Genomic DNA, 18,376 nt, shown 5'->3' on the forward strand with positions numbered 1-18,376 from the left:
GTTGGCCGTTTCCGGAAAACGCTGGGGATCAGAGCATCGAGTCGATAAGGCCCGACATGGTGGCAACCGACATTTCTCCGGAATACTTCTTGCCGTTGATGAAGAAGGTCGGGGTCGCGGCGACGCCGTAATCCTTGCCGCCCTTCTGCATTGTGGCGTTCACATCATCCAGAAGTTTCTGGTTCGTCAAGCAGGCCTCGAAGCTCTCCTGTGTAAAACCGGCGAGTTTCGACATCTGCAACAGCGCGTCGCGGCCGTTCTGGGCTGCAGCCCAGGTTTCCTGCTGCTTGAACAGCATGGAAACCATCGGGAAATACTGGCCTTCCGGCGCGCAGCGCGCCAGCATGAAGGCCGCCGCAGCGCGCGGATCGAACGGGAATTCACGCACGACGAAGCGGACCTGGCCGCCATCGACATACTTTGCCTTGATGGCATCGAAGGTCTCGTTGTGGAAGCGGGCGCAATGCGGGCAGGTCATCGACATGTATTCGACGATCGTCACCTTGGCATCGGCCTTGCCGATCGACATTTCCGGCAGCGGGCCGGGTTCCATCAGCTTGGCAACGTCGATCTCGCCTTCCGATTGCGGCAGTTCGACCTTGACCGGAGCTGTGGCCTGCGCCACCTGCGTCTGGCCGGCTTCCGCCGCAGGCTTGACTTCGGTCGATGTGGTCGAAGCGGTTTCCGTCGCGTCGGGCTTTGCTTCCGTCTTCGTCGCCGCCATCATCGAGCCGCCATCGGCGGGCTTCATCGCGTTGTTGGCGGACATCATCGAGCCGCCGTCGGCGGGCTTGACCTCGGTCTTGGTGGCCGTGTCGGTGGTCTCGGTCTGGTTGGTCGCCGCCGCGTCCTTCTTCTCGTCGCTGCAGGCGGCCAGCGTCAGGGCAAGAGCGGCCACGGCGACGCCGCTCAGAAGACGCTTGTAGGGGCTCATTTCAGAAAGGAACATGGAATTTCACCTGTGTGAGGGGATGGACGAGAAAACGGTTGAAAATTCGATAACTTGCCTGCCACGAGGCGGCAAGGGCCTGATGCTCACCACCATTCAAACAATTGTGACCTGCTGATGTTCGCACTCATTTTTTTCGAGGCGACAACACGGCTGTGCCGAGCCGGGTCAATGCCGCCTTTAGAGCGTCGCTCTCGATGCCATCAACCAGCGTCTCCAGATGCCGGGCGCGCTCGCCGGTCAGGGGCTTTGGCTTGCGGTTGCGTTTCGGCTGGGGCGAAACCGGCTTCTGGACGATTCGCATCTGGTTGACCGCCGGGAAGCCGAAAAAGCCGTTGATCCGCTGGATCAGTTCGCCCTGGGCATGGGTGAGGAACAACGCCCGCGCACCTTCGCAGGCAATGGTGAGAACGCCCGGCTGATAACCGCCCTCGCCCGCCATCTCGGCGGCGCGGCGCGGCCAGGTGATCCGCTCCGGCCGGGTGCAATCGGCAAACTCCTCGCCGGCGATCTCGTCCCAGGATCCGAGCAACAGCGTATTGATGCCGGCGCGCCTGGATAGCACCGGATCAATCAGCCCATTGGCGACTTCACTGATCTGAACGACGCCCTTGCGGGTATAAGGTTGTTTCAACGGACAGGCTTTCGGTTATCGATTGCGCCTTGAAGGATGGCGAACACTTCGCCAAGTATAGGCCGCAACCAACCCTCCGGCAAATGATGCAACAGACTTTGACTCCGGCCGACGCGGCCAGACGGCTTCTCACCTGGTACGACCGGCACCACCGCGACCTGCCCTGGCGGATTTCTCCGTCGATGGCGGCAAGCGGCGTGCTGGCGGATCCCTATCATATCTGGCTGTCCGAGGTGATGCTACAGCAGACCACCGTGCAGGCGGTCAAACCCTATTTCCAAAAATTTCTCGCCCTCTGGCCGAAGGCCACGGACCTTGCCGCCGCCGATACCGAAGAGGTGATGAAGGCCTGGGCGGGGCTTGGCTATTATGCCCGGGCGCGGAACCTGAAGAAATGCGCCGAAAGCGTCGCGCGCGATCATGGCGGCATCTTTCCGGATACGGAGGAAGGCTTGAAGGCGCTGCCGGGCGTCGGCGATTATACCGCGGCCGCCGTTGCCGCCATCGCCTTCAACCGCCAAAGTGCCGTGCTCGACGGCAATGTCGAGCGGGTGATTTCCCGCCTGCACGCGATCGAAACGCCTCTGCCATCGGCCAAGCCGCAGATGCGGGCGCTGGTGGCAGATATGACGCCGGCTGAGCGTCCCGGCGATTTCGCCCAGGCGATGATGGATCTCGGCGCGACCATCTGCACGCCGAAACGCCCGGCCTGCGCCCTCTGTCCGCTCAACGAGGGCTGTCTGGCGCTCAAGACAGCCGATCCCGAAACCTTCCCGCGTAAGGCGGCCAAGAAGGAAAAGCCGGTGCGGGTCGGTGCGGCTTTCGTTGCGGTGAAACCCGACGGCGCCGTCTATCTGCAAAAGCGGGCGGAAACCGGCCTGCTCGGCGGCATGACAGAGGTGCCGGGCACGCCGTGGACATCCCGCGTCGATGGCGACAACACGATCGCGGCCCAGCCATTCGCCGCTCCGTGGGAGCCTTGCGGAACAATTACGCATGTCTTTACGCATTTTGAATTGCGCTTGTCGATCTATCGGGCCAATGTGGCAAATGAGAACAAAACGGGAAACGGCTGGTGGGAGCCGCTGGCCTCTCTGGAGGCGCAGGCCCTGCCAACCGTGATGAAAAAAGCGATCGCCCAGGCCCTGCCGCATGCCTTCCAGCGCGGCCGGCCAGCGCAATGAGGAACACCGAATGAGCAGCGAAATCCGCCACATCGTTTTCGACATCGGCCGGGTGCTGATCCATTACGATCCGCATATTCCCTTCTCCCGAATCATTCCCGACGACAAGGAGCGCAACTGGTTCTTTGCCAATGTCTGCACCCATGACTGGAATATCGAGCAGGACCGCGGCCGCGACTGGCGCGAGGCGGAGGACCTGCTGATCGCCAATCATCCCACGCATGAAGACAGCATCCGCGCCTTCCGCAAACACTGGCACGAAATGGTGCCGCACGCCTATGTCGAATGCGTCTCCATTATGGAAAGCCTGATCGCCAAGGGTTATGACGTCACCATGCTGACCAACTTCGCCTCCGATACGTTCAAGGAGGCGCAGAAACGTTTTCCCTTCCTCACTCTGCCGCGCGGCGTGACGGTTTCGGGCGATATCCGCCTAGTCAAGCCGGACGTGGCGATTTACCGGACCCATGCCGAATCCTTCGGGCTTGAGCCTTCGGCGACCCTGTTCATCGATGACAGCATGGCCAATGTCGAAGGCGCACGGGCCGCCGGGTGGAACGCCGTGCACTTCACCGATCCGCAGACGCTACAGGCCGATCTCTCCGCCTATGGGCTGGCGGTCTGAACGAGAGCTTCAACCATGCCCCTTGATCCCGTTGCTCTCGTCGAGCGTTTCCATGCCGCAATCAATGCGCTCGATTTCGAAACGATCGAGGCATTTTTCACCGAGGAGGCCCGCTACACATCCGGCAAGGTTGGAGGGCTGGAAGGGCGCGAAGCAATCATGAACGGGTTTCGGCGCTACTTCTCCGAATATCCGGATCAGGTGGCGGAAGACAGCCTGATCGAGGCCGTTTCTCCTGTTTCGGCGCGCGCCGTCTGGCGCCTTTCCGCCACCAGCAGCACCACCGGCAAGCCGCTTCAACGGCAAGGTGAGGAAACGATCACCTTCGACCATCGGGGCCGGATCATCCTTGTCGAAGTCACTGATTATTGACACCAAATGCCCCTTTTGAAACCACCAAATGGCCGCATTTGGTTCAGGTATCATTCACCTTCTTGCCTTCATGATCGCCTACGAAATTCAGGTGATTAACAGAAAGGCGCATGCACATGGCAACGATTATTCGCGGTACGGACGGTTACGACAGGATCGTGCAGGGAAGCCGGAGCTTCGCAGAGATTTACGCCTATGCCGGCGACGACGATATCTATCTCAATCGCACTGACAGCAACGGTGGCGGCAACTATGTCAGTGCCGGCGACGGTGACGACTACGTGCTGAACTATTTCGAGGGCGGCAACGACATCTACCTCGGCGCCGGCAACGACATCTATGTCGCGGATATCCGCGCTGGCGTCTCCAGTGAATTCGACGTGGTCAAGGGTGGCACCGGAAACGATCGTTTCGAACTCGATACCGAAGCGAGCGACTATTACGGCGAATCCGGCAATGACACCTTCCTGACGGTGGGGGTCGACAACTACTACAATGGCGGCACCGGTACCGACACGATCAGTTACGCCTTGCAGGACGACTATCCTTCCCAGAAGGGCAAGGGCGTGACCATCGATCTCGGTGCAGGAAAGGCGTCAACGACCAGCGGCCATTCCGAAACACTCGTCAGTATCGAAAACGCCTCCGGCACCGGGTATGGAAATGACGACATCACCGGCAGTTCGGCGCGCAATGTCCTGAAGGGCTACGGCGGCGCGGACATCCTCGAAGGCCTTGGCGGCGATGACGATCTCGATGGCGGTTCCGGCAATGACGACCTTTACGGCGGCACCGGTGACGACCTGCTCATCGGCAGCACTGGCAGCGATTATCTGAATGGCGGAACCGGCGCGGATACGTTCGACTTCAACTCCATCAACGATTCCGTCTCCGGCAGCAACCGCGATGTCATCGCCGATTTTCATCGTTCGGAACTCGACGTCATCGATCTCTCGACGATCGATGCCAACGAACTGCGCGGCGGCAACCAGGCGTTCACCTTCATCGGTGGCGCATCGTTCCATGGCACAGCAGGCGAGTTGCGATTCGGCAGTGGTGTCGTCTCCGGTGATACCGACGGCGACGGCTATTCCGACTTCCAGATCAAGGTCAGCGGCGTCACCACGATGAATTCCATCGACTTCTTCCTGTAAGCTGCGACTTCTACCTGGAACAATGGAGCCTCGCCCCTCGGCGAGGCTCTTTTCGTTTCAACAGGCCCCAAAAACAGAAACGCCCAGGACCGTTTCCGATCCTGGGCGTTTAAGTTTTCCTCCGGGACTGAAGGTACGAAACCGGATGAAAACTATCTCTGTACGGAGCTGCCTTCCAGCCTCGCCGTCGAGCAATCTGCGGGTTGCCCCGCGCGTCTCGCGTGGTTGATCACGCGGTCGTCTTGCCTGAAGTCAGAATATGATCGGGATGGTTAAATTGTTCTAAAAGCCCAACGGAATTCGGTTGTTAGGACAAGCAAGAACACGAGGTCCGGCGGTTACGGGAGATGATCGGCTGCGGCTATTTTTCTTCATCCGCCAAGGAGGATCGAAACCGCCCACCATGTTATAGTGCCGCCATCGGCACAATCGAATCGGCCGACTGTTTCATTTCGCAGCACTCATATCGAAGACAATTTTTTGAAACTTCTGTTTTCCCCGTTTCGTTCCTGCCGTTGCAGACAGGAAAGGCAGCGCCGATGAATGGCAATACCGACACATCGAAGAACAGCGCGGATCCGCAGCCGTCGCAGGACCTCAATTCGGAGAGCCCTGCCCGCTGGGTCATCCACTGTATCTGTTGCGAGACGCCGGTCGAGCCGTGGCAGACCTCAGGGTATGAATTCGGCTATTGCGCCCATTGCTATAACGTCCTGATGGCACCCGCAGGGCAATCGTGACCGTATACGTCCTCTGACCACCAAATGCGAAATCGCCGCGCATCCGAAGATGCACGGCGTTTTGATGTTCACGCTGTCCCCGGTGCGGCGGCTGATCAGTTGATCCTGGCCATGTCGTTGCGGACGACGGCACGAAGATCGTCGATCGGCTTCAATTCCGCGCCGTCTTCATAATGCCAGAAGGTCCAGCCGTTGCAGGCATCGAGCCCCTGCACCTTGGCGCCGAGACGATGGATGGAGCCGGCCTCGCCACCGCTGGCGACCGTGCCGTCGGCGCGCACGATGGCGCTGTAACGGCGCTTGGCATCGGTGAGCACCGTGCCGGGCTTGATCATGCCGCTTTCGATCAGCGTGTTGAAGGCGACGCGCGGTTCTGCCTTCTTGCCGGTCATGACCGAGAGTGTCGCCTTGCCGAGCGGCTCGACGGCGGCAATGCGCTCGGCGGCGGCATCGATATAGCTCTGCTCGCGTTCGATACCGACGAAATGACGGCCGAGGCGCTTGGCAACGGCGCCGGTGGTGCCGGAGCCGAAGAAGGGATCGAGCACGACGTCGCCCGGCTTGGTCGAAGCCATCAGGATACGGGCCAGCAGGGCTTCCGGCTTCTGCGTCGGATGCACCTTCTTGCCGTCGTCACCCTTCAGGCGCTCGCCGCCAGAGCAGATCGGGAACAGCCAGTCGGAGCGCATCTGGACGTCGTCGTTCGAGGCCTTCAGTGCGTCGTAGTTGAACGTGTAGCCCTTGCCCTTGGCGGATGGGCTTGCCCAGATCAGCGTCTCATGGGCGTTCTGGAACCGGCGGCCCTTGAAATTCGGCATCGGGTTGGTCTTGCGCCAGATGATGTCGTTGAGGATCCAGAAATTGAGATCCTGCAGCGTCGCGCCAACGCGGAAGATGTTGTGATAGGAGCCGATGACCCAGAGCGTGCCGGTGGGCTTCAGGACGCGGCGGCAGGCGAGAAGCCAGGCGCGGGTGAAAGCGTCGTAGGCCTCGAAGGAGACGAACTGATCCCATTCGTCATCGACGGCATCGACCAGCGACTGATCGGGCCGATGCAACGAGCCGCCAAGCTGCAGGTTATACGGCGGGTCGGCGAAAACGACATCGACGGAGTTGTCGGGAAGCGCTTCAAGGGCAGCAACGCAGTCCCCCTTGATGATGGAATCGAGCCAACCGGCAGGGCTGGCACCGCGGGAGATTTCGGCCAACGAAACAACTGAGGACATGGACAACTCGCAAATACGCTTACTCGGAACGATTTCGACCCTTATGGTTACCGAACTTGGTTACCAAATCCTGAAGGCCCGGCGGAAATTCGCGAAATCATACAAGAGGATGGAGCGAGGCGACTCGTTTTGAACAGGGCGGCGGCTCTGTTCATGAAGCGAAACGCGATATTCGGGAAACGAGAATTAACCCCAACATCCCTCATCCTCATCCTCGCCCTCGGGGCGGGGATCCAGTGGCGCCGCGTCTGCGGCGTCGGAGACCCTCCTGTTTTATGAGGTGAACACGTGCTTTGCACCGCGCAGACGCGCGGTGACTGGATGCCCGCCACAAAGGCGCGCATGACGGAGTTCGGGGATAAATCTCCATTCCAGAGGAACCCATGCACTCAAACCGGATACCCCTCCTTCTCCGCATGAAACGCCCGGCTGTCCTCCGGCGCGTGTTCGCGATCCGCCATTCCGTAGTCGCGAATGACGCCGGCGATCCGGAGGCGATAATCGGCGAAGGTGCCATTGCGGCCGGCATGTTGGGCGGCCCGGTGTTCCGGGCTGTTGCGCCATTCGGCGATGGCAGCCTCGTCACGCCAGAACGACAGCGACAGGATCTTGCCCGGCATCTTCAGGCTTTCGAACCGCTCGATCGACAGGAAACCATCGATCCTGTCGAGACGGTCGAACAATTGCCCGGCCAGATCGAGATAGTCGCTGCGCCGGCCATAGACTGGCGTCACCTCGAAGATGACGGCGATCATGACGACCTCCCGCTGACAGCGTGGGGCAGCGAAACGTTCTTCAGGAAAATCCGGTCTTCTTTGACGATGAAGCGCTCCTTCCTGGCAAAGGCGTAGTTTTCCATGCCGAGGGGATCGGCGGCGAGCCTGGCGCGGTAGGCCTCATAGGCAGCAAGATTTTCGATGTTATAGATGCCATAGGCGGTGGTGGCCGAGCCCTCGTGTGGACCGAAATAACCGATCAGGTCGGCGCCGTTGCGCGGAATGCACTGGCCCCAGTTGCGGGCATAAGTCGCGAATTCCTCGCGCTTGAACGGGTCGATCTCGTAGCGGATGAAGCAGGTGATCATGAGGGTCTCCTCGGTTTCGGATATGCCCTTGTGCCAGCTTGCAGCCCCTCAATGCTTCGATCACGATCGAAGTATCAGACCTTGCCCGGATTCGGTGCCACAGCTAAAATCCGGATATGAAGGAAGGTCCAGACATCGCTCTCATCGGATCGCTGATCGGCGATCCCGCCCGCGCCAACATGCTGACCGCGCTGACCGGCGGCAAGGCATTGACGGCAACTGAGCTTGCGGCCACGGCCGGCATCACGGTGCAGACCGCCAGTTCCCACCTGTCGAAGCTGGAAACAGGCGGCTTGCTCACCCAGCGCAAACAGGGGCGTCACCGCTACTTCGCCCTGGCCGATGACGATGTCGGGCTGATGATCGAAGGCCTGATGGGTTTTGCCGCTTATCGCGGCTTTACCCGCCACCGCACCGGCCCGAAGGACCCGGCGCTGCGCAAGGCGCGGGTCTGCTACAATCACCTGGCCGGCGATTATGGCGTGCGCATGCTCGACAGCATGCTGGCGGAAGAAGTGATCGGCGGCGCCGGCGACAAGCTGACCCTGACAAAGGCCGGCGAAGAGCGGATGGCAGCGCTCGGCATCGATCTGCCGGCGCTCAGGCGATCGCGCCGGCCGCTCTGCCGCACCTGTCTCGACTGGAGTGAGCGCCGCTCGCATCTGGCCGGCTCGCTCGGGCAAGCACTGCTGACCCTGTTTCTGGACAAGGGCTGGGCCAGACGCGAGGTGGAAAGCCGGGCCGTATGCTTCACCGCCACAGGTGAAAAGGCGTTCCTGAGACTGTTTCCGGTCGCCGGCTGATCAGCCGGGCTTCGCAGCAACCAGCACGCCACCATAGCCGCCGGCAGCCACATCCGTACAGAGCGACGACCATTCGCAACGGAGACAGGCTTTGCGGATCTCTCCTGCAGCGAATGCATCGCGCATTTTCGCCAGGAAAACCGCATCCGGACAGATGACCGCGCCGGGACCGGCGGGAACGCCCAGCAATTCCTCGACAGCGATCCGCGCCCGATTGTCCCGATCCACCACGCTCTTGCGCCAGCAATGCGGATCCTCTTCATCAAGCAGCGGCGCGCAGATATCATCCGGCCCTTCGACCATCAGGATGTCCTCGCCTTCCGACAGGCGCGCGGCGATGCGGACATAGTTTTCGGTGAAGGCCTCGGTATAGCCCTTGCCGATAAAGGTCAGCATGCAGAGCAGGTGATGCGGGCGCAGGCGAACGGTCATGAAGGCCTTGAAGCGATGGAAACGAAACCCGTAAGGGCGTGTCCCTATACAGGACGATTGGCGCTGCGTCTCTTGCCATCCTATATTTGTCTCTGACAAAGCTGTCGGCGGCCGCGCCTTGCCGCTGCGAATGATTGGGAGTTATCGAGATTGAGCGTCGCCTTCACCAAGGAAGAAAGTTCCGAAACCGCCTCGGAAACCCTCCTGCCCGACCGGCCGATTTCCCCGCATCCCAATCTGGTGACGGAGCAAGGCCTGAAGGCGCTCGAAGCGCAATTGCAGCAGGCGCGTGAGGCGTACGAGGCGGCGAACACGGTCGAGGATATTAATGAAAAGCGGCGCCAGCAGGCCGGTCCCTTGCGCGACACACGCTATCTCGTGGCCCGGATCCGCACCGCCCAGGTCGTCCCCGCCCCTGTCTCCAATGACAGCGTCGCCTTCGGCGGCACGGTGACCATCAGCCGCGACGATGGTCGCGTCCAGACTTACCGCATCGTCGGCGAAGACGAGGCTGATCCGAAGGCGGGATCGATCTCCTTCGTCTCGCCGGTTGCGGTGCGGCTGATGGGCAAGAGCGTCGGCGATGTCGTGGAGGTGAGTGGGCAGGAAATCGAGATTACCGAGATTCGATGAATGCCACGGGAAATGGCGGCGATGGGAGCGCGTCCACTGGCGGGAAAGAGAAACCCTTCCTACATCCTGAAGATCGGAACGTGAGTGAGGTCGAATTCGCCGTGAAGGAAGAAAAGAGGACAGCTCTCCATCGTGCAGGACGGCGGATCCAGATCGTGTGGGCGACCTCGATCATGAGCATAGCGACCGTCGCAGGCGTCTATATCGGTTGGCACGATCACGGGATCGGCGGCGCCATCGGGCTTGGGATTGCAGGCCTCATCATCGGCGGCATGCTGAGCGCCTCGCCTTCCCTGTTCTTTTCAATCCTGTCCTGAGCCGCCCCCTGAAAGCCGTTGCGCATACCAGCCTCCCGCTGCGCGCGGTTGAGCTTTCGGGCGGCATCGTGTAAACGGCCTGCATCTCCCCCAAGGATTACCAGATGTCCAGCATTGATCTCATCCTGTTCGACTGCGACGGCGTTCTCGTCGATTCCGAAATCATCGCCAGCGAAGTCGAAGCCGAACTTCTGACCGAGGCCGGTTACCCGATCAGCACCGAGGAAATGGCCGAGCGTTTTGCCGGCATGACCTGGCACAACACGCTGCTTGCCATCGAGAAGGAAGCCGATATTCCGCTTTCGGCCAACCTCATCACCAAGAACGAGGCGATCCTCGACAAGCGGCTAGCCACCGACGTCAAGGTCATCGAGGGCGTCAAGCCGATGCTGGCGCAGTTGACGCTGCCGCACGGCATCTGCTCCAACTCGACCTCGGCGCGCCTGGCCATGATGCTCGGCAAGGTCGGCATCAAGAATCATTTTGGAAAGCACATCTATTCGGCGCGCGATCTGGGCGAAGACCGGGTGAAGCCGAAGCCGGACATCTTCCTGCACGGCGCCAAGCAGTTCGACATCCATCCGTCCCGCGTTCTGGTGATCGAGGATTCCGTCCACGGCGTCCACGCCGCCATCACCGCCGGCATGCGCGTCGTCGGCTTCACCGGCGCCTCGCACACCTATCCCTCCCACGCCGACAAGCTGACGGAAGCCGGCGCCGAAACCGTGATCTCGCGCATGAGCGCACTCCCCGGCGTCATCGCCGCCCTGTCGGAATGGTCGGAATCGCTGACGGCTTGAGGCTTTTTACCGCTCCCCTGCGGGAGAGGATACAAAATCAACATCTTAGCCACAGGCTAAGTGTTAGATTTTGTTGGTGAGGGGATCATCCCTTTCTCGGGCCTACCCCCTCTCTTGCAATTTCTAACACTTAGCTAAAGCTAAGATGTTGAAATTGCTTTCTCCCCCACCGAGGGGGAGATAATCTGAGCAAGCCTATTTCTTCTTCTTGCCCTTCACCGGACCCTCGTCAAAGCCGACATAGATCTTGGCGAAATCGCCCGCGCCAGCCGGCAGGGTGACCTGCGCCTTGGTGAAGATGAACTGGGTGGCGCCAGCGCCGGACGCGACTTCGACCGGGTACTGGGTCAGTTCGGAATAGAGCGTGTTCTTGCCATCGGTGGCGGCGACGCGGATCGGCAGGTTGACGCTGCCGGCACCGCCGGCCGGGCCGGAAACGACGCGGCCCTGGACGACGACGGTCATGACCAGCTGGCTTTCGTTCTGCACGCACTGGCGGGTCGTATCGGCGAGCGACGCCTGGTAGACGATCTTGGTCGGATCATCCTTGGCGCCCTTGGCATAGGTGCGGTAGTTCGCGGTTCCATCCAGCAGATAGACCTGCGGGCAGGATCCCTGGATCACGGCAGGGGTCGGGGCCGCGGCGCTGCCGCCGACATCGATTGCGCCGCCCGTATCGGTCTTGTTGCAGCCCGCGGCGAGCAAAAGAAGTGAAACTCCGAGAAGACGGCTGGAAATTTTACCAAACACTTGAGATGACCCTCTGCCTTGCACGATTGATATCGCCTGGGCATGGCTGACCGGAAAATGAGGTATTTTTCGGATTTCCGCCCCTGCAACTTGAGCCTTTCAAGACCCTTGGCGATGGTCTATAGCAGCGACGCATTGAAAAATCGATTGGAGTCTGAGACCGGAACGCCAATTTTTCAGGACCCGCTGAACTGGCCGATGCCGGGCGACAAACCGATCTTTCCGTCAGCTTTGCCAAGGCTTGACGCAAAGAGAACCGCGAAACAATCGCGGTTCACCTATGGTGCCGCTCAATTCCCGCCGCACGTGCCTGCGGCCCCAAACGCATGACGAAGGATGGTCACTGTGAAGTATGTGTCGACGCGGGGCGAAGCCCCTTCGCTGGGTTTCTGCGATGCGCTGCTGGCGGGTCTGGGCCGCGACGGCGGCCTCTATGTCCCCAGCGAATGGCCGAGCTTCACCAAGAAGGAAATCCGGGCGCTGCGCGGAAAATCCTATCAGGACATCGCCTTTGCCGTGCTCTCCCCCTTCGTCGATGGAGAAATCCCGGACGACAAGTTCCGGGCGATGATCGACGAGGCCTATGCGACGTTCCGCCATCCGGCCATCGCGCCGCTGGTCCAGACCGGGCCGAACAGCTTCATCATGGAACTGTTCCACGGCTCGACGCTCGCCTTCAAGGACGTGGCGATGCAATTGCTCGGCCGGCTCATGGATCATGTCCTGACCGAACGCAACCAGCGCGCGACGATCGTCGGCGCGACCTCGGGCGATACCGGCGGTGCCGCGATCGACGCCTTTGCCGGGCGCGACCGCACCGATATCTTCATCCTCTTCCCGCATGGCAAGGTGTCGCCGGTGCAGCAGCACCAGATGACGACGTCAAAGGCATCCAACGTCCATGCCATCGCCATCGAGGGCAATTTTGATGACTGCCAAGGCCTCGTGAAGGAAATGTTCAACGACGTCGCCTTCCGCGACGGCGTGGCGCTCTCGGGCGTCAACTCGATCAACTGGGCGCGTATCATGGCCCAGATCGTCTATTACTTCACCACCGCGCTGGCGCTCGGCGGCCCGGACCGGATGGTGTCGTTCACGGTTCCCACCGGCAATTTCGGCGATATATTCGCCGGTTACGTTGCCCGCCAGATGGGCCTGCCGATCGACAAGCTGATCATCGCCACCAATGAGAACGACATCCTCGCCCGCACGCTGCAGACTGGCCGCTACGAAATGCGCGACGTCAAGGCGACCACCTCGCCGTCGATGGACATCCAGATTTCGTCCAACTTCGAGCGGCTGCTGTTCGAAGCCCATGAGCGCGACGCTTCCAAGGTGCGCGGCCTGATGGCCAGCCTGAAACAGTCCGGCTCGTTCGAGATCGAGGCTGATGCCCTGAAGCGGATCCGCAAGCTGTTCCGTGCCGGCCGCGCCTCCGAGAAGGACGTGGCGAAGACTATCGAGAAAACCCTCGAAGAAACCGGCTATCTGCTCGATCCGCATACCGCGATCGGCGTCTTCGTTGCGGCAAAGCACGAGACCGCGAGCGTGCCGATGGTAACGCTCGCGACCGCACATCCCGCGAAATTCCCGGCCGCAGTAAAATCAGCCTGCGGTATTGACCCGGCGCTTCCAACGTGGCTTGCTGATCTGATGGTCAGGGAGGAGCGTTTTGACGTTCTGGACGGCGAGCTTAAAACCGTTGAAACCTTTATCAACGAGCGTGGCCGCATCCGGAAATAAGGACGCAGAAAGACGTATGATGAAAGTTGAGTGCACCCGGCTCCAATCCGGGTTGACGGTCGTCACCGAGCACATGCCGCATCTCGAAAGTGTCGCGCTCGGTGTCTGGATCAAGTCCGGTTCGCGTGACGAAACAACAGACGAGCATGGTATTGCCCATCTGCTGGAACATATGGCGTTCAAGGGCACGGCCCGGCGAACCGCCCGCGACATCGCCGAACAGATCGAAAATGTCGGCGGCGAAGTCAACGCCGCCACATCAACGGAAACCACGTCCTACTACGCCCGCATCCTTCAGGACGATGTCCCCCTCGCCGTTGATATCCTTGCCGATATCCTGACGGAATCCTCTTTCGACGATGACGAACTGCAGCGCGAGAAGCAGGTCATCCTGCAGGAAATCGGCGCCGCCAACGACACGCCCGACGACGTCGTCTTCGACAAGTTCGCCGAAACCGCCTTCGCCAACCAGACGATCGGCCGCCCGATCCTCGGCACGCCGGAAACGGTTCTTTCGTTCACGCCCGACCAGATCCGCCGGTATCTCGACCGCAACTACACCACGGACCGGATGTTCGTCGTCGGTGCCGGTGCGCTCGATCATGACAGCTTCGTGCGACAGGTTGAAGACCGTTTCGCCAGCCTGCCGCAAAAGCCGACCGCTGCGCCCGTGGCCGACATTGCCCGCTATACCGGCGGTGACGTGCGTGAAGACCGCGACCTGATGGATGCGCAGGTCCTGCTGGGCTTCGAGGGCAAGGCCTATCATGCCCGCGACTTCTACTGTTCGCAGATCCTCGCCAACATCCTGGGTGGCGGCATGTCATCCCGCCTGTTCCAGGAAGTGCGCGAGCATCGCGGACTCTGCTACTCGGTCTATGCCTTCCACTGGGGCTTTTCCGATACCGGCATCTTCGGCGTGCATGCGGCGACCGGTGGCGAGAACCTGCCCGAACTGATGCCTGTGATCATCGACGAACTGCGCAAGGCCTCGATGAACATCGAGCAGCAGGAAATCGACCGCGCCCGCGCCCAGATCCGCGCCCAATTGCTGATGGGTCAGGAAAGCCCGGCAGCCCGCGCCGGCCAGATCGCCCGCCAGATGATGCTCTACGGCCGCCCGATCCCGAATGAAGAGCTGATGGAACGCCTGTCCGGCATCACCATCGAGCGCCTGACCGATCTTGCCGGCCGCCTGTTCTTCGATACCGTGCCGACGCTTTCGGCAATCGGACCGGTCGAAAAGCTGGCGCCGATGGACGACATTCTCGGTGCACTGTCCAGCAAGGCTGCTCGTCCGCGCGCCGCCAACGGCTGATCCATTTCTCGAAATTCGACTGCGCGTTCTTTTGGGAGCGCGCAGCTTTCCGTCTTAGCGGCAACACCCCACCGGCGCGGAGGCTTTCATGACACGATCGGTCTTTCGGTTTCTGTCACGGCAGCCGGACCCGGTCGAGATTGCCAACGCGACCCACCTGCTGCGCCTGCCGAAGACTTCCGATTATCGTCAATGGTACCAGTTGCGCAGCGAAAGCCGCGCCTTCCTCGAGCCGTGGGAGCCGACCTGGCGCGCCGACGAAATGACCGAGAGTGCCTTTCGCACACGCGTCATACGAAACGAACAGGAATTCTCCTCCGGCCAGGCCGTGCCACTCTTCGTCATTGCGCGTGAGGACAATGCGCTGATCGGCGGGCTGACTATCGGCTATATCCGTCGCGGAGCCGCGCAATGCTGCATGATCGGCTACTGGATGGGCGAGCGATATGCCGGCAAGGGGCACATGGCGCAGGCGGTGAAACTGGCTATTCCCTACATCTTTTCGAGCCTTCAGTTGCACCGTATCGAAGCAGCCTGTATTCCCGAGAACCAAAGAAGTATCCGGCTCCTTGAAAAGGCCGGGTTTCAGCGTGAAGGCTACTTGCGGGAATACCTGAAAATCAACGGACAATGGCGCGATCACCTGATGTTTGCCCTCCTATCGCAAGACCGCATGCCAACGAAGAATTTGAGTGATTGATGTCTTTGACCCGCCTGCCATCGCTTCCACCAGTCCAAAGGCTCATGGCCCTCGCCATGATCGTGACTGCTGTCCTGTGCTGGTTCGGCGCCCCTCCCGCCTTCGCCATCGAGCCAGTGAAAATCTCGCGCGAGGACAATGCCCTCGATCTGACGGCGACGACGGAAATCTATACCGGCCGCGGCGAAGCGTTCCAAGTCTCCACGGCGCCCGGCGCTGATGGCATCGTCCGACGCATCGAAGTTCGCTCCAGCGCCGAAAACCATCAGGGCGACTGGGCCGTTTTCGCGCTGGCCAATGTTTCCGAGGAACAGTTGGAGCGCGTCATCGTCGCCCCGCATTTCCGGCTGGTGAATTCGAAACTGTTCTGGCCGGACCTCGGCTCGCAGCGCATCCTGTCGATCACGCCGTCGGAAGGCTTTGCGCTCGACCGTCTGCCGAGCGACGAGGCCGACGTCTTCCGCATCACGCTGAACCCGGGTTCGGTCATCACCTTCGTGGCGGAACTGGCAGGCCCCGACCTGCCGCAGATCTATCTCTGGCAACCCGACGCCTACAAGGACACGGTCAACGCCTTCACGCTCTATCGTGGCATCGTGCTCGGCATTGCCGGCCTCTTGGCAGTGTTCCTGACCATTCTCTTCGTCGTCAAGGGAACCTCGATGCTGCCGGCGACGGCGGCGCTTGCCTGGGCGGTTCTCGCCTATATCTGCGTCGATTTCGGCTTCCTGTCGAAGCTCATCAACATCACCGCCGGAGACGAGCGAATATGGCGCGCGGGAACGGAAGTGTTCCTTGCGGCCGGCCTCGTCGTCTTCCTGTTTACCTATCTCAACCTCAACCGCTGGCACCAGCACCTGAGCTACGCGACGCTTGCCTGGATCCTCGGCCTCGGCCTCCTCTTCGGCGTCGCCATCTACGATCCGGCGATCGCCTCGGGCATTGCCCGCCTCTCCTTTGCACTCACCGGTACCGCCGGCATCATCCTGATCGCCTATCTCGGCTTCAACCGCTACGATCGCGCTATCCTCTTGGTACCCGCCTGGCTGCTGATCCTCGTCTGGCTGTTCGGCGCCTGGATGACGGTGACCGGGCAGTTGGCCAACGATATCGTCCAGCCGGCGCTCGGCGGCGGCCTCGTTCTGATCGTTCTCCTGATTGGCTTCACGGTGATGCAGCACGCCTTTGCCGGCGGTGCCTATAGCCAGGGCCTGTTTTCCGACCTCGAGCGCCAGTCCCTGGCCCTGACCGGCTCAGGCGATACCGTCTGGGACTGGGACGTGGCGCGCGACCGCGTCGTCACCATCCCCGATATTTCCGCCCAGCTTGGCCTTTCGCCCGGCACCATGCATGGCCCCGCGCGCAACTGGCTGCCGCGCCTGCACCCTGACGACCGTGACCGCTTCCGGGCCACGCTCGATGTGCTGCTGGAACACCGGCGCGGCCGGCTGAACCACGAATTCCGGGTCCGGGCCGAGGATGGCCACTATCACTGGCTGTCGATCAGAGCCAGGCCGGTGCTCGGCGCCAACGGTGAAATCATCCGCTGTGTCGGCACGATCATCGATATTACCGAGCAGAAGAACTCCATCGACCGTTTGCTGCACAATGCGCTGAATGACAACCTGACGGGCCTGCCGAACCGGCAGATTTTCCTCGACCGGCTGCAATCCATCCTGTCGCTGGCACCGGGCTCGACCGCGGTGCGCCCCACCGTCATAACCATCGATGTCGACCGCTACCGGCAGGTCAACGACAAGCTGGGGATCGCGGCCGGCGACAATATCCTGATCGCGCTCACGCGCCGCCTGCGCCGTCTCCTGAAGCCGCAGGACACGCTGGCTCGTCTGGGTGGCGATGAGTTCGGGCTGATCCTGATGTCGGAGCGCGATCCCGCCAAGGTCGCCGATTTCGCCGATGCGGTGTCCAAGGCGATCATGGTGCCGCTCAATTTCGGCAACAAGGAAATCAATCTCACCGCCTCGATCGGCCTCGTCTCCTGGGTGGACCAGCAGGAAAACGCGGCACAATTGCTCGATGATGCCGAGCTTGCCATGTTCCGGGCAAAGAAGGCCGGTGGCAATCGCGTCGAGCCCTTCCGCCCCGCCTTCCGCGCGTCGGGCACCGACCGTTTGCAGTTGGAGGCCGATCTGCGCCGGGCCATCGAGCGCAAGGAACTGAGCCTCGTCTACCAGCCGATCGTCCGTCTGGCTGATGCCGAGATAGCCGGCTTCGAGGCGCTGATGCGCTGGGAACACCCCAAGCGCGGCAGCATCTCGCCGACCGAGTTCATCCCGATCGCCGAAGGGTCCGACCTCATCAACCAGCTGGGCATGTTCGCGTTCGAAAAGGCCACCAGCGACCTCAGCGAATGGCAGCTCCAGACCGGCGACCTGCCGATCTTCGTTTCCGTCAACCTGTCGAGCGCGCAATTGCTCAACAACGATCTCTATGACGATATCCGCGACGTGCTCAACAAGAACCACTGCGATGCGCAGAAGGTGAAGATCGAGTTGACCGAATCCCTCGTCATGGAAAACCCCGAGCAGGCCCGCCTGGTGCTGCAAAAGCTCAAGGATGCCGGGATACGGCTGGCGCTCGACGATTTCGGCACCGGGCATTCCTCGCTGGCGTACCTCACACGCTTCCCCTTCGACACGATCAAGATCGACAAGGCGCTGGTCAAGGATTCCGGCGACAAGCGCACGATCCTGCTTCGCTCAGTCATCACCATGGCGCGCGAACTCGACATGCAGGTCGTGGCGGAAGGGATCGAGTCGGAAGCGGACGCCATCGAACTGGCGCAGATGGGGTGCGATTTCGGCCAGAGCTTCCTATTCGGCCCGCCGATCGGTTCGGAGTCGATACAGCGCCTGCTGAAGGAACGCTTTCCGCTGATGAAGCGGGCTTGA

Annotated in this window: 20 protein-coding genes; 13 read left to right on the top strand and 7 right to left on the bottom strand. The window is 61.1% G+C overall.

Translation table 11 applies throughout. The features are described 5' to 3' along the window. Positions 1–28 precede the first annotated feature (28 nt). Both ASG68_RS00855 and ASG68_RS00860 read right to left on the bottom strand, forming a co-directional pair. Complete coding sequence (locus ASG68_RS00855; RefSeq protein WP_082478281.1) at positions 29–949, bottom strand: DsbA family protein; 921 nt, start codon at positions 947–949, stop codon at positions 29–31. A gap of 127 nt (positions 950–1,076) precedes the next feature. After that, entirely contained in the window at positions 1,077–1,583 is a 507-nt protein-coding gene (locus ASG68_RS00860) for a DUF721 domain-containing protein (RefSeq protein WP_062575957.1), read from the bottom strand. Between the two features lie 83 nt (positions 1,584–1,666). On the opposite strand from ASG68_RS00860, the gene mutY reads away from it, so the two are divergent. The 5 genes from mutY to ASG68_RS31040 all read left to right on the top strand — a co-directional run bounded on the left by mutY (position 1,667) and on the right by ASG68_RS31040 (position 5,658). Then, entirely contained in the window at positions 1,667–2,767 is a 1,101-nt protein-coding gene (gene mutY / locus ASG68_RS00865) for an A/G-specific adenine glycosylase (RefSeq protein WP_082478279.1), read from the top strand. Positions 2,768–2,777: 10 nt separating this feature from the next. Beyond that, positions 2,778–3,392 (top strand): HAD family hydrolase, encoded by a 615-nt coding sequence (locus ASG68_RS00870; RefSeq protein WP_062576572.1) that lies wholly within the window; start codon positions 2,778–2,780, stop codon positions 3,390–3,392. Between the two features lie 15 nt (positions 3,393–3,407). Beyond that, positions 3,408–3,764 (top strand): nuclear transport factor 2 family protein, encoded by a 357-nt coding sequence (locus ASG68_RS00875; RefSeq protein ID WP_062575955.1) that lies wholly within the window; start codon positions 3,408–3,410, stop codon positions 3,762–3,764. A 116-nt stretch (positions 3,765–3,880) separates the two neighbouring features. Next, entirely contained in the window at positions 3,881–4,918 is a 1,038-nt protein-coding gene (locus ASG68_RS00880) for a calcium-binding protein (protein ID WP_062575954.1), read from the top strand. 539 nt (positions 4,919–5,457) lie between these two features. Continuing rightward, positions 5,458–5,658: a hypothetical protein gene (locus ASG68_RS31040; RefSeq protein ID WP_156373785.1), complete on the top strand. Its 201-nt coding sequence runs from the start codon at positions 5,458–5,460 to the stop codon at positions 5,656–5,658. A 95-nt stretch (positions 5,659–5,753) separates the two neighbouring features. Here the strand turns inward: ASG68_RS31040 and ASG68_RS00890 are convergent, their stop codons facing one another. The 3 genes from ASG68_RS00890 to ASG68_RS00900 all read right to left on the bottom strand — a co-directional run bounded on the left by ASG68_RS00890 (position 5,754) and on the right by ASG68_RS00900 (position 7,968). After that, entirely contained in the window at positions 5,754–6,884 is a 1,131-nt protein-coding gene (locus ASG68_RS00890) for a site-specific DNA-methyltransferase (protein ID WP_062575952.1), read from the bottom strand. A gap of 389 nt (positions 6,885–7,273) precedes the next feature. Then, a complete protein-coding gene (locus ASG68_RS00895) occupies positions 7,274–7,639 on the bottom strand; it encodes an antibiotic biosynthesis monooxygenase family protein (protein ID WP_062575951.1) in 366 nt (121 codons plus the stop codon). After that, entirely contained in the window at positions 7,636–7,968 is a 333-nt protein-coding gene (locus tag ASG68_RS00900; RefSeq protein ID WP_062575950.1) for an NIPSNAP family protein, read from the bottom strand. Before ASG68_RS00900 ends, ASG68_RS00895 begins: the two co-directional genes overlap by 4 nt. A 116-nt stretch (positions 7,969–8,084) precedes the next feature. Between ASG68_RS00900 and ASG68_RS00905 the strand changes: the two genes are divergently transcribed. Then, a complete protein-coding gene (locus ASG68_RS00905; RefSeq protein WP_062575949.1) occupies positions 8,085–8,771 on the top strand; it encodes an ArsR/SmtB family transcription factor in 687 nt (228 codons plus the stop codon). Here the strand turns inward: ASG68_RS00905 and ASG68_RS00910 are convergent, their stop codons facing one another. Next, a complete protein-coding gene (locus tag ASG68_RS00910; protein ID WP_062575948.1) occupies positions 8,772–9,203 on the bottom strand; it encodes a DUF1284 domain-containing protein in 432 nt (143 codons plus the stop codon). 150 nt (positions 9,204–9,353) lie between these two features. Here ASG68_RS00910 and greA point away from each other — a divergent pair, with 150 nt between their 5' ends. The 3 genes from greA to ASG68_RS00925 all read left to right on the top strand — a co-directional run bounded on the left by greA (position 9,354) and on the right by ASG68_RS00925 (position 10,953). Then, positions 9,354–9,836, top strand: coding sequence for a transcription elongation factor GreA (greA, locus tag ASG68_RS00915; RefSeq protein WP_062575947.1), 483 nt, complete (start codon positions 9,354–9,356; stop codon positions 9,834–9,836). 80 nt (positions 9,837–9,916) lie between these two features. Then, entirely contained in the window at positions 9,917–10,153 is a 237-nt protein-coding gene (locus ASG68_RS00920; protein WP_062575946.1) for a hypothetical protein, read from the top strand. A 104-nt stretch (positions 10,154–10,257) separates the two neighbouring features. Beyond that, positions 10,258–10,953 (top strand): HAD family hydrolase, encoded by a 696-nt coding sequence (locus ASG68_RS00925; protein ID WP_062575945.1) that lies wholly within the window; start codon positions 10,258–10,260, stop codon positions 10,951–10,953. 195 nt (positions 10,954–11,148) lie between these two features. Here the strand turns inward: ASG68_RS00925 and ASG68_RS00930 are convergent, their stop codons facing one another. Then, positions 11,149–11,703, bottom strand: coding sequence for a hypothetical protein (locus tag ASG68_RS00930; protein WP_062575944.1), 555 nt, complete (start codon positions 11,701–11,703; stop codon positions 11,149–11,151). A gap of 336 nt (positions 11,704–12,039) precedes the next feature. Here ASG68_RS00930 and thrC point away from each other — a divergent pair, with 336 nt between their 5' ends. From thrC to ASG68_RS00950, 4 genes are all read left to right on the top strand, one after another. Further along, complete coding sequence (gene thrC / locus ASG68_RS00935; RefSeq protein WP_062609098.1) at positions 12,040–13,446, top strand: threonine synthase; 1,407 nt, start codon at positions 12,040–12,042, stop codon at positions 13,444–13,446. A 16-nt stretch (positions 13,447–13,462) separates the two neighbouring features. After that, a complete protein-coding gene (locus ASG68_RS00940; protein ID WP_112405583.1) occupies positions 13,463–14,764 on the top strand; it encodes a M16 family metallopeptidase in 1,302 nt (433 codons plus the stop codon). 88 nt (positions 14,765–14,852) lie between these two features. Continuing rightward, entirely contained in the window at positions 14,853–15,464 is a 612-nt protein-coding gene (locus tag ASG68_RS00945; protein WP_062575942.1) for a GNAT family N-acetyltransferase, read from the top strand. A 56-nt stretch (positions 15,465–15,520) separates the two neighbouring features. After that, on the top strand, positions 15,521–18,376 hold the full coding sequence (locus tag ASG68_RS00950) for a sensor domain-containing phosphodiesterase (protein ID WP_244484066.1): 2,856 nt from the start codon (positions 15,521–15,523) through the stop codon (positions 18,374–18,376).

The organism is Rhizobium sp. Leaf453, from assembly GCF_001425605.1.
Lineage (GTDB): Bacteria > Pseudomonadota > Alphaproteobacteria > Rhizobiales > Rhizobiaceae > Pararhizobium.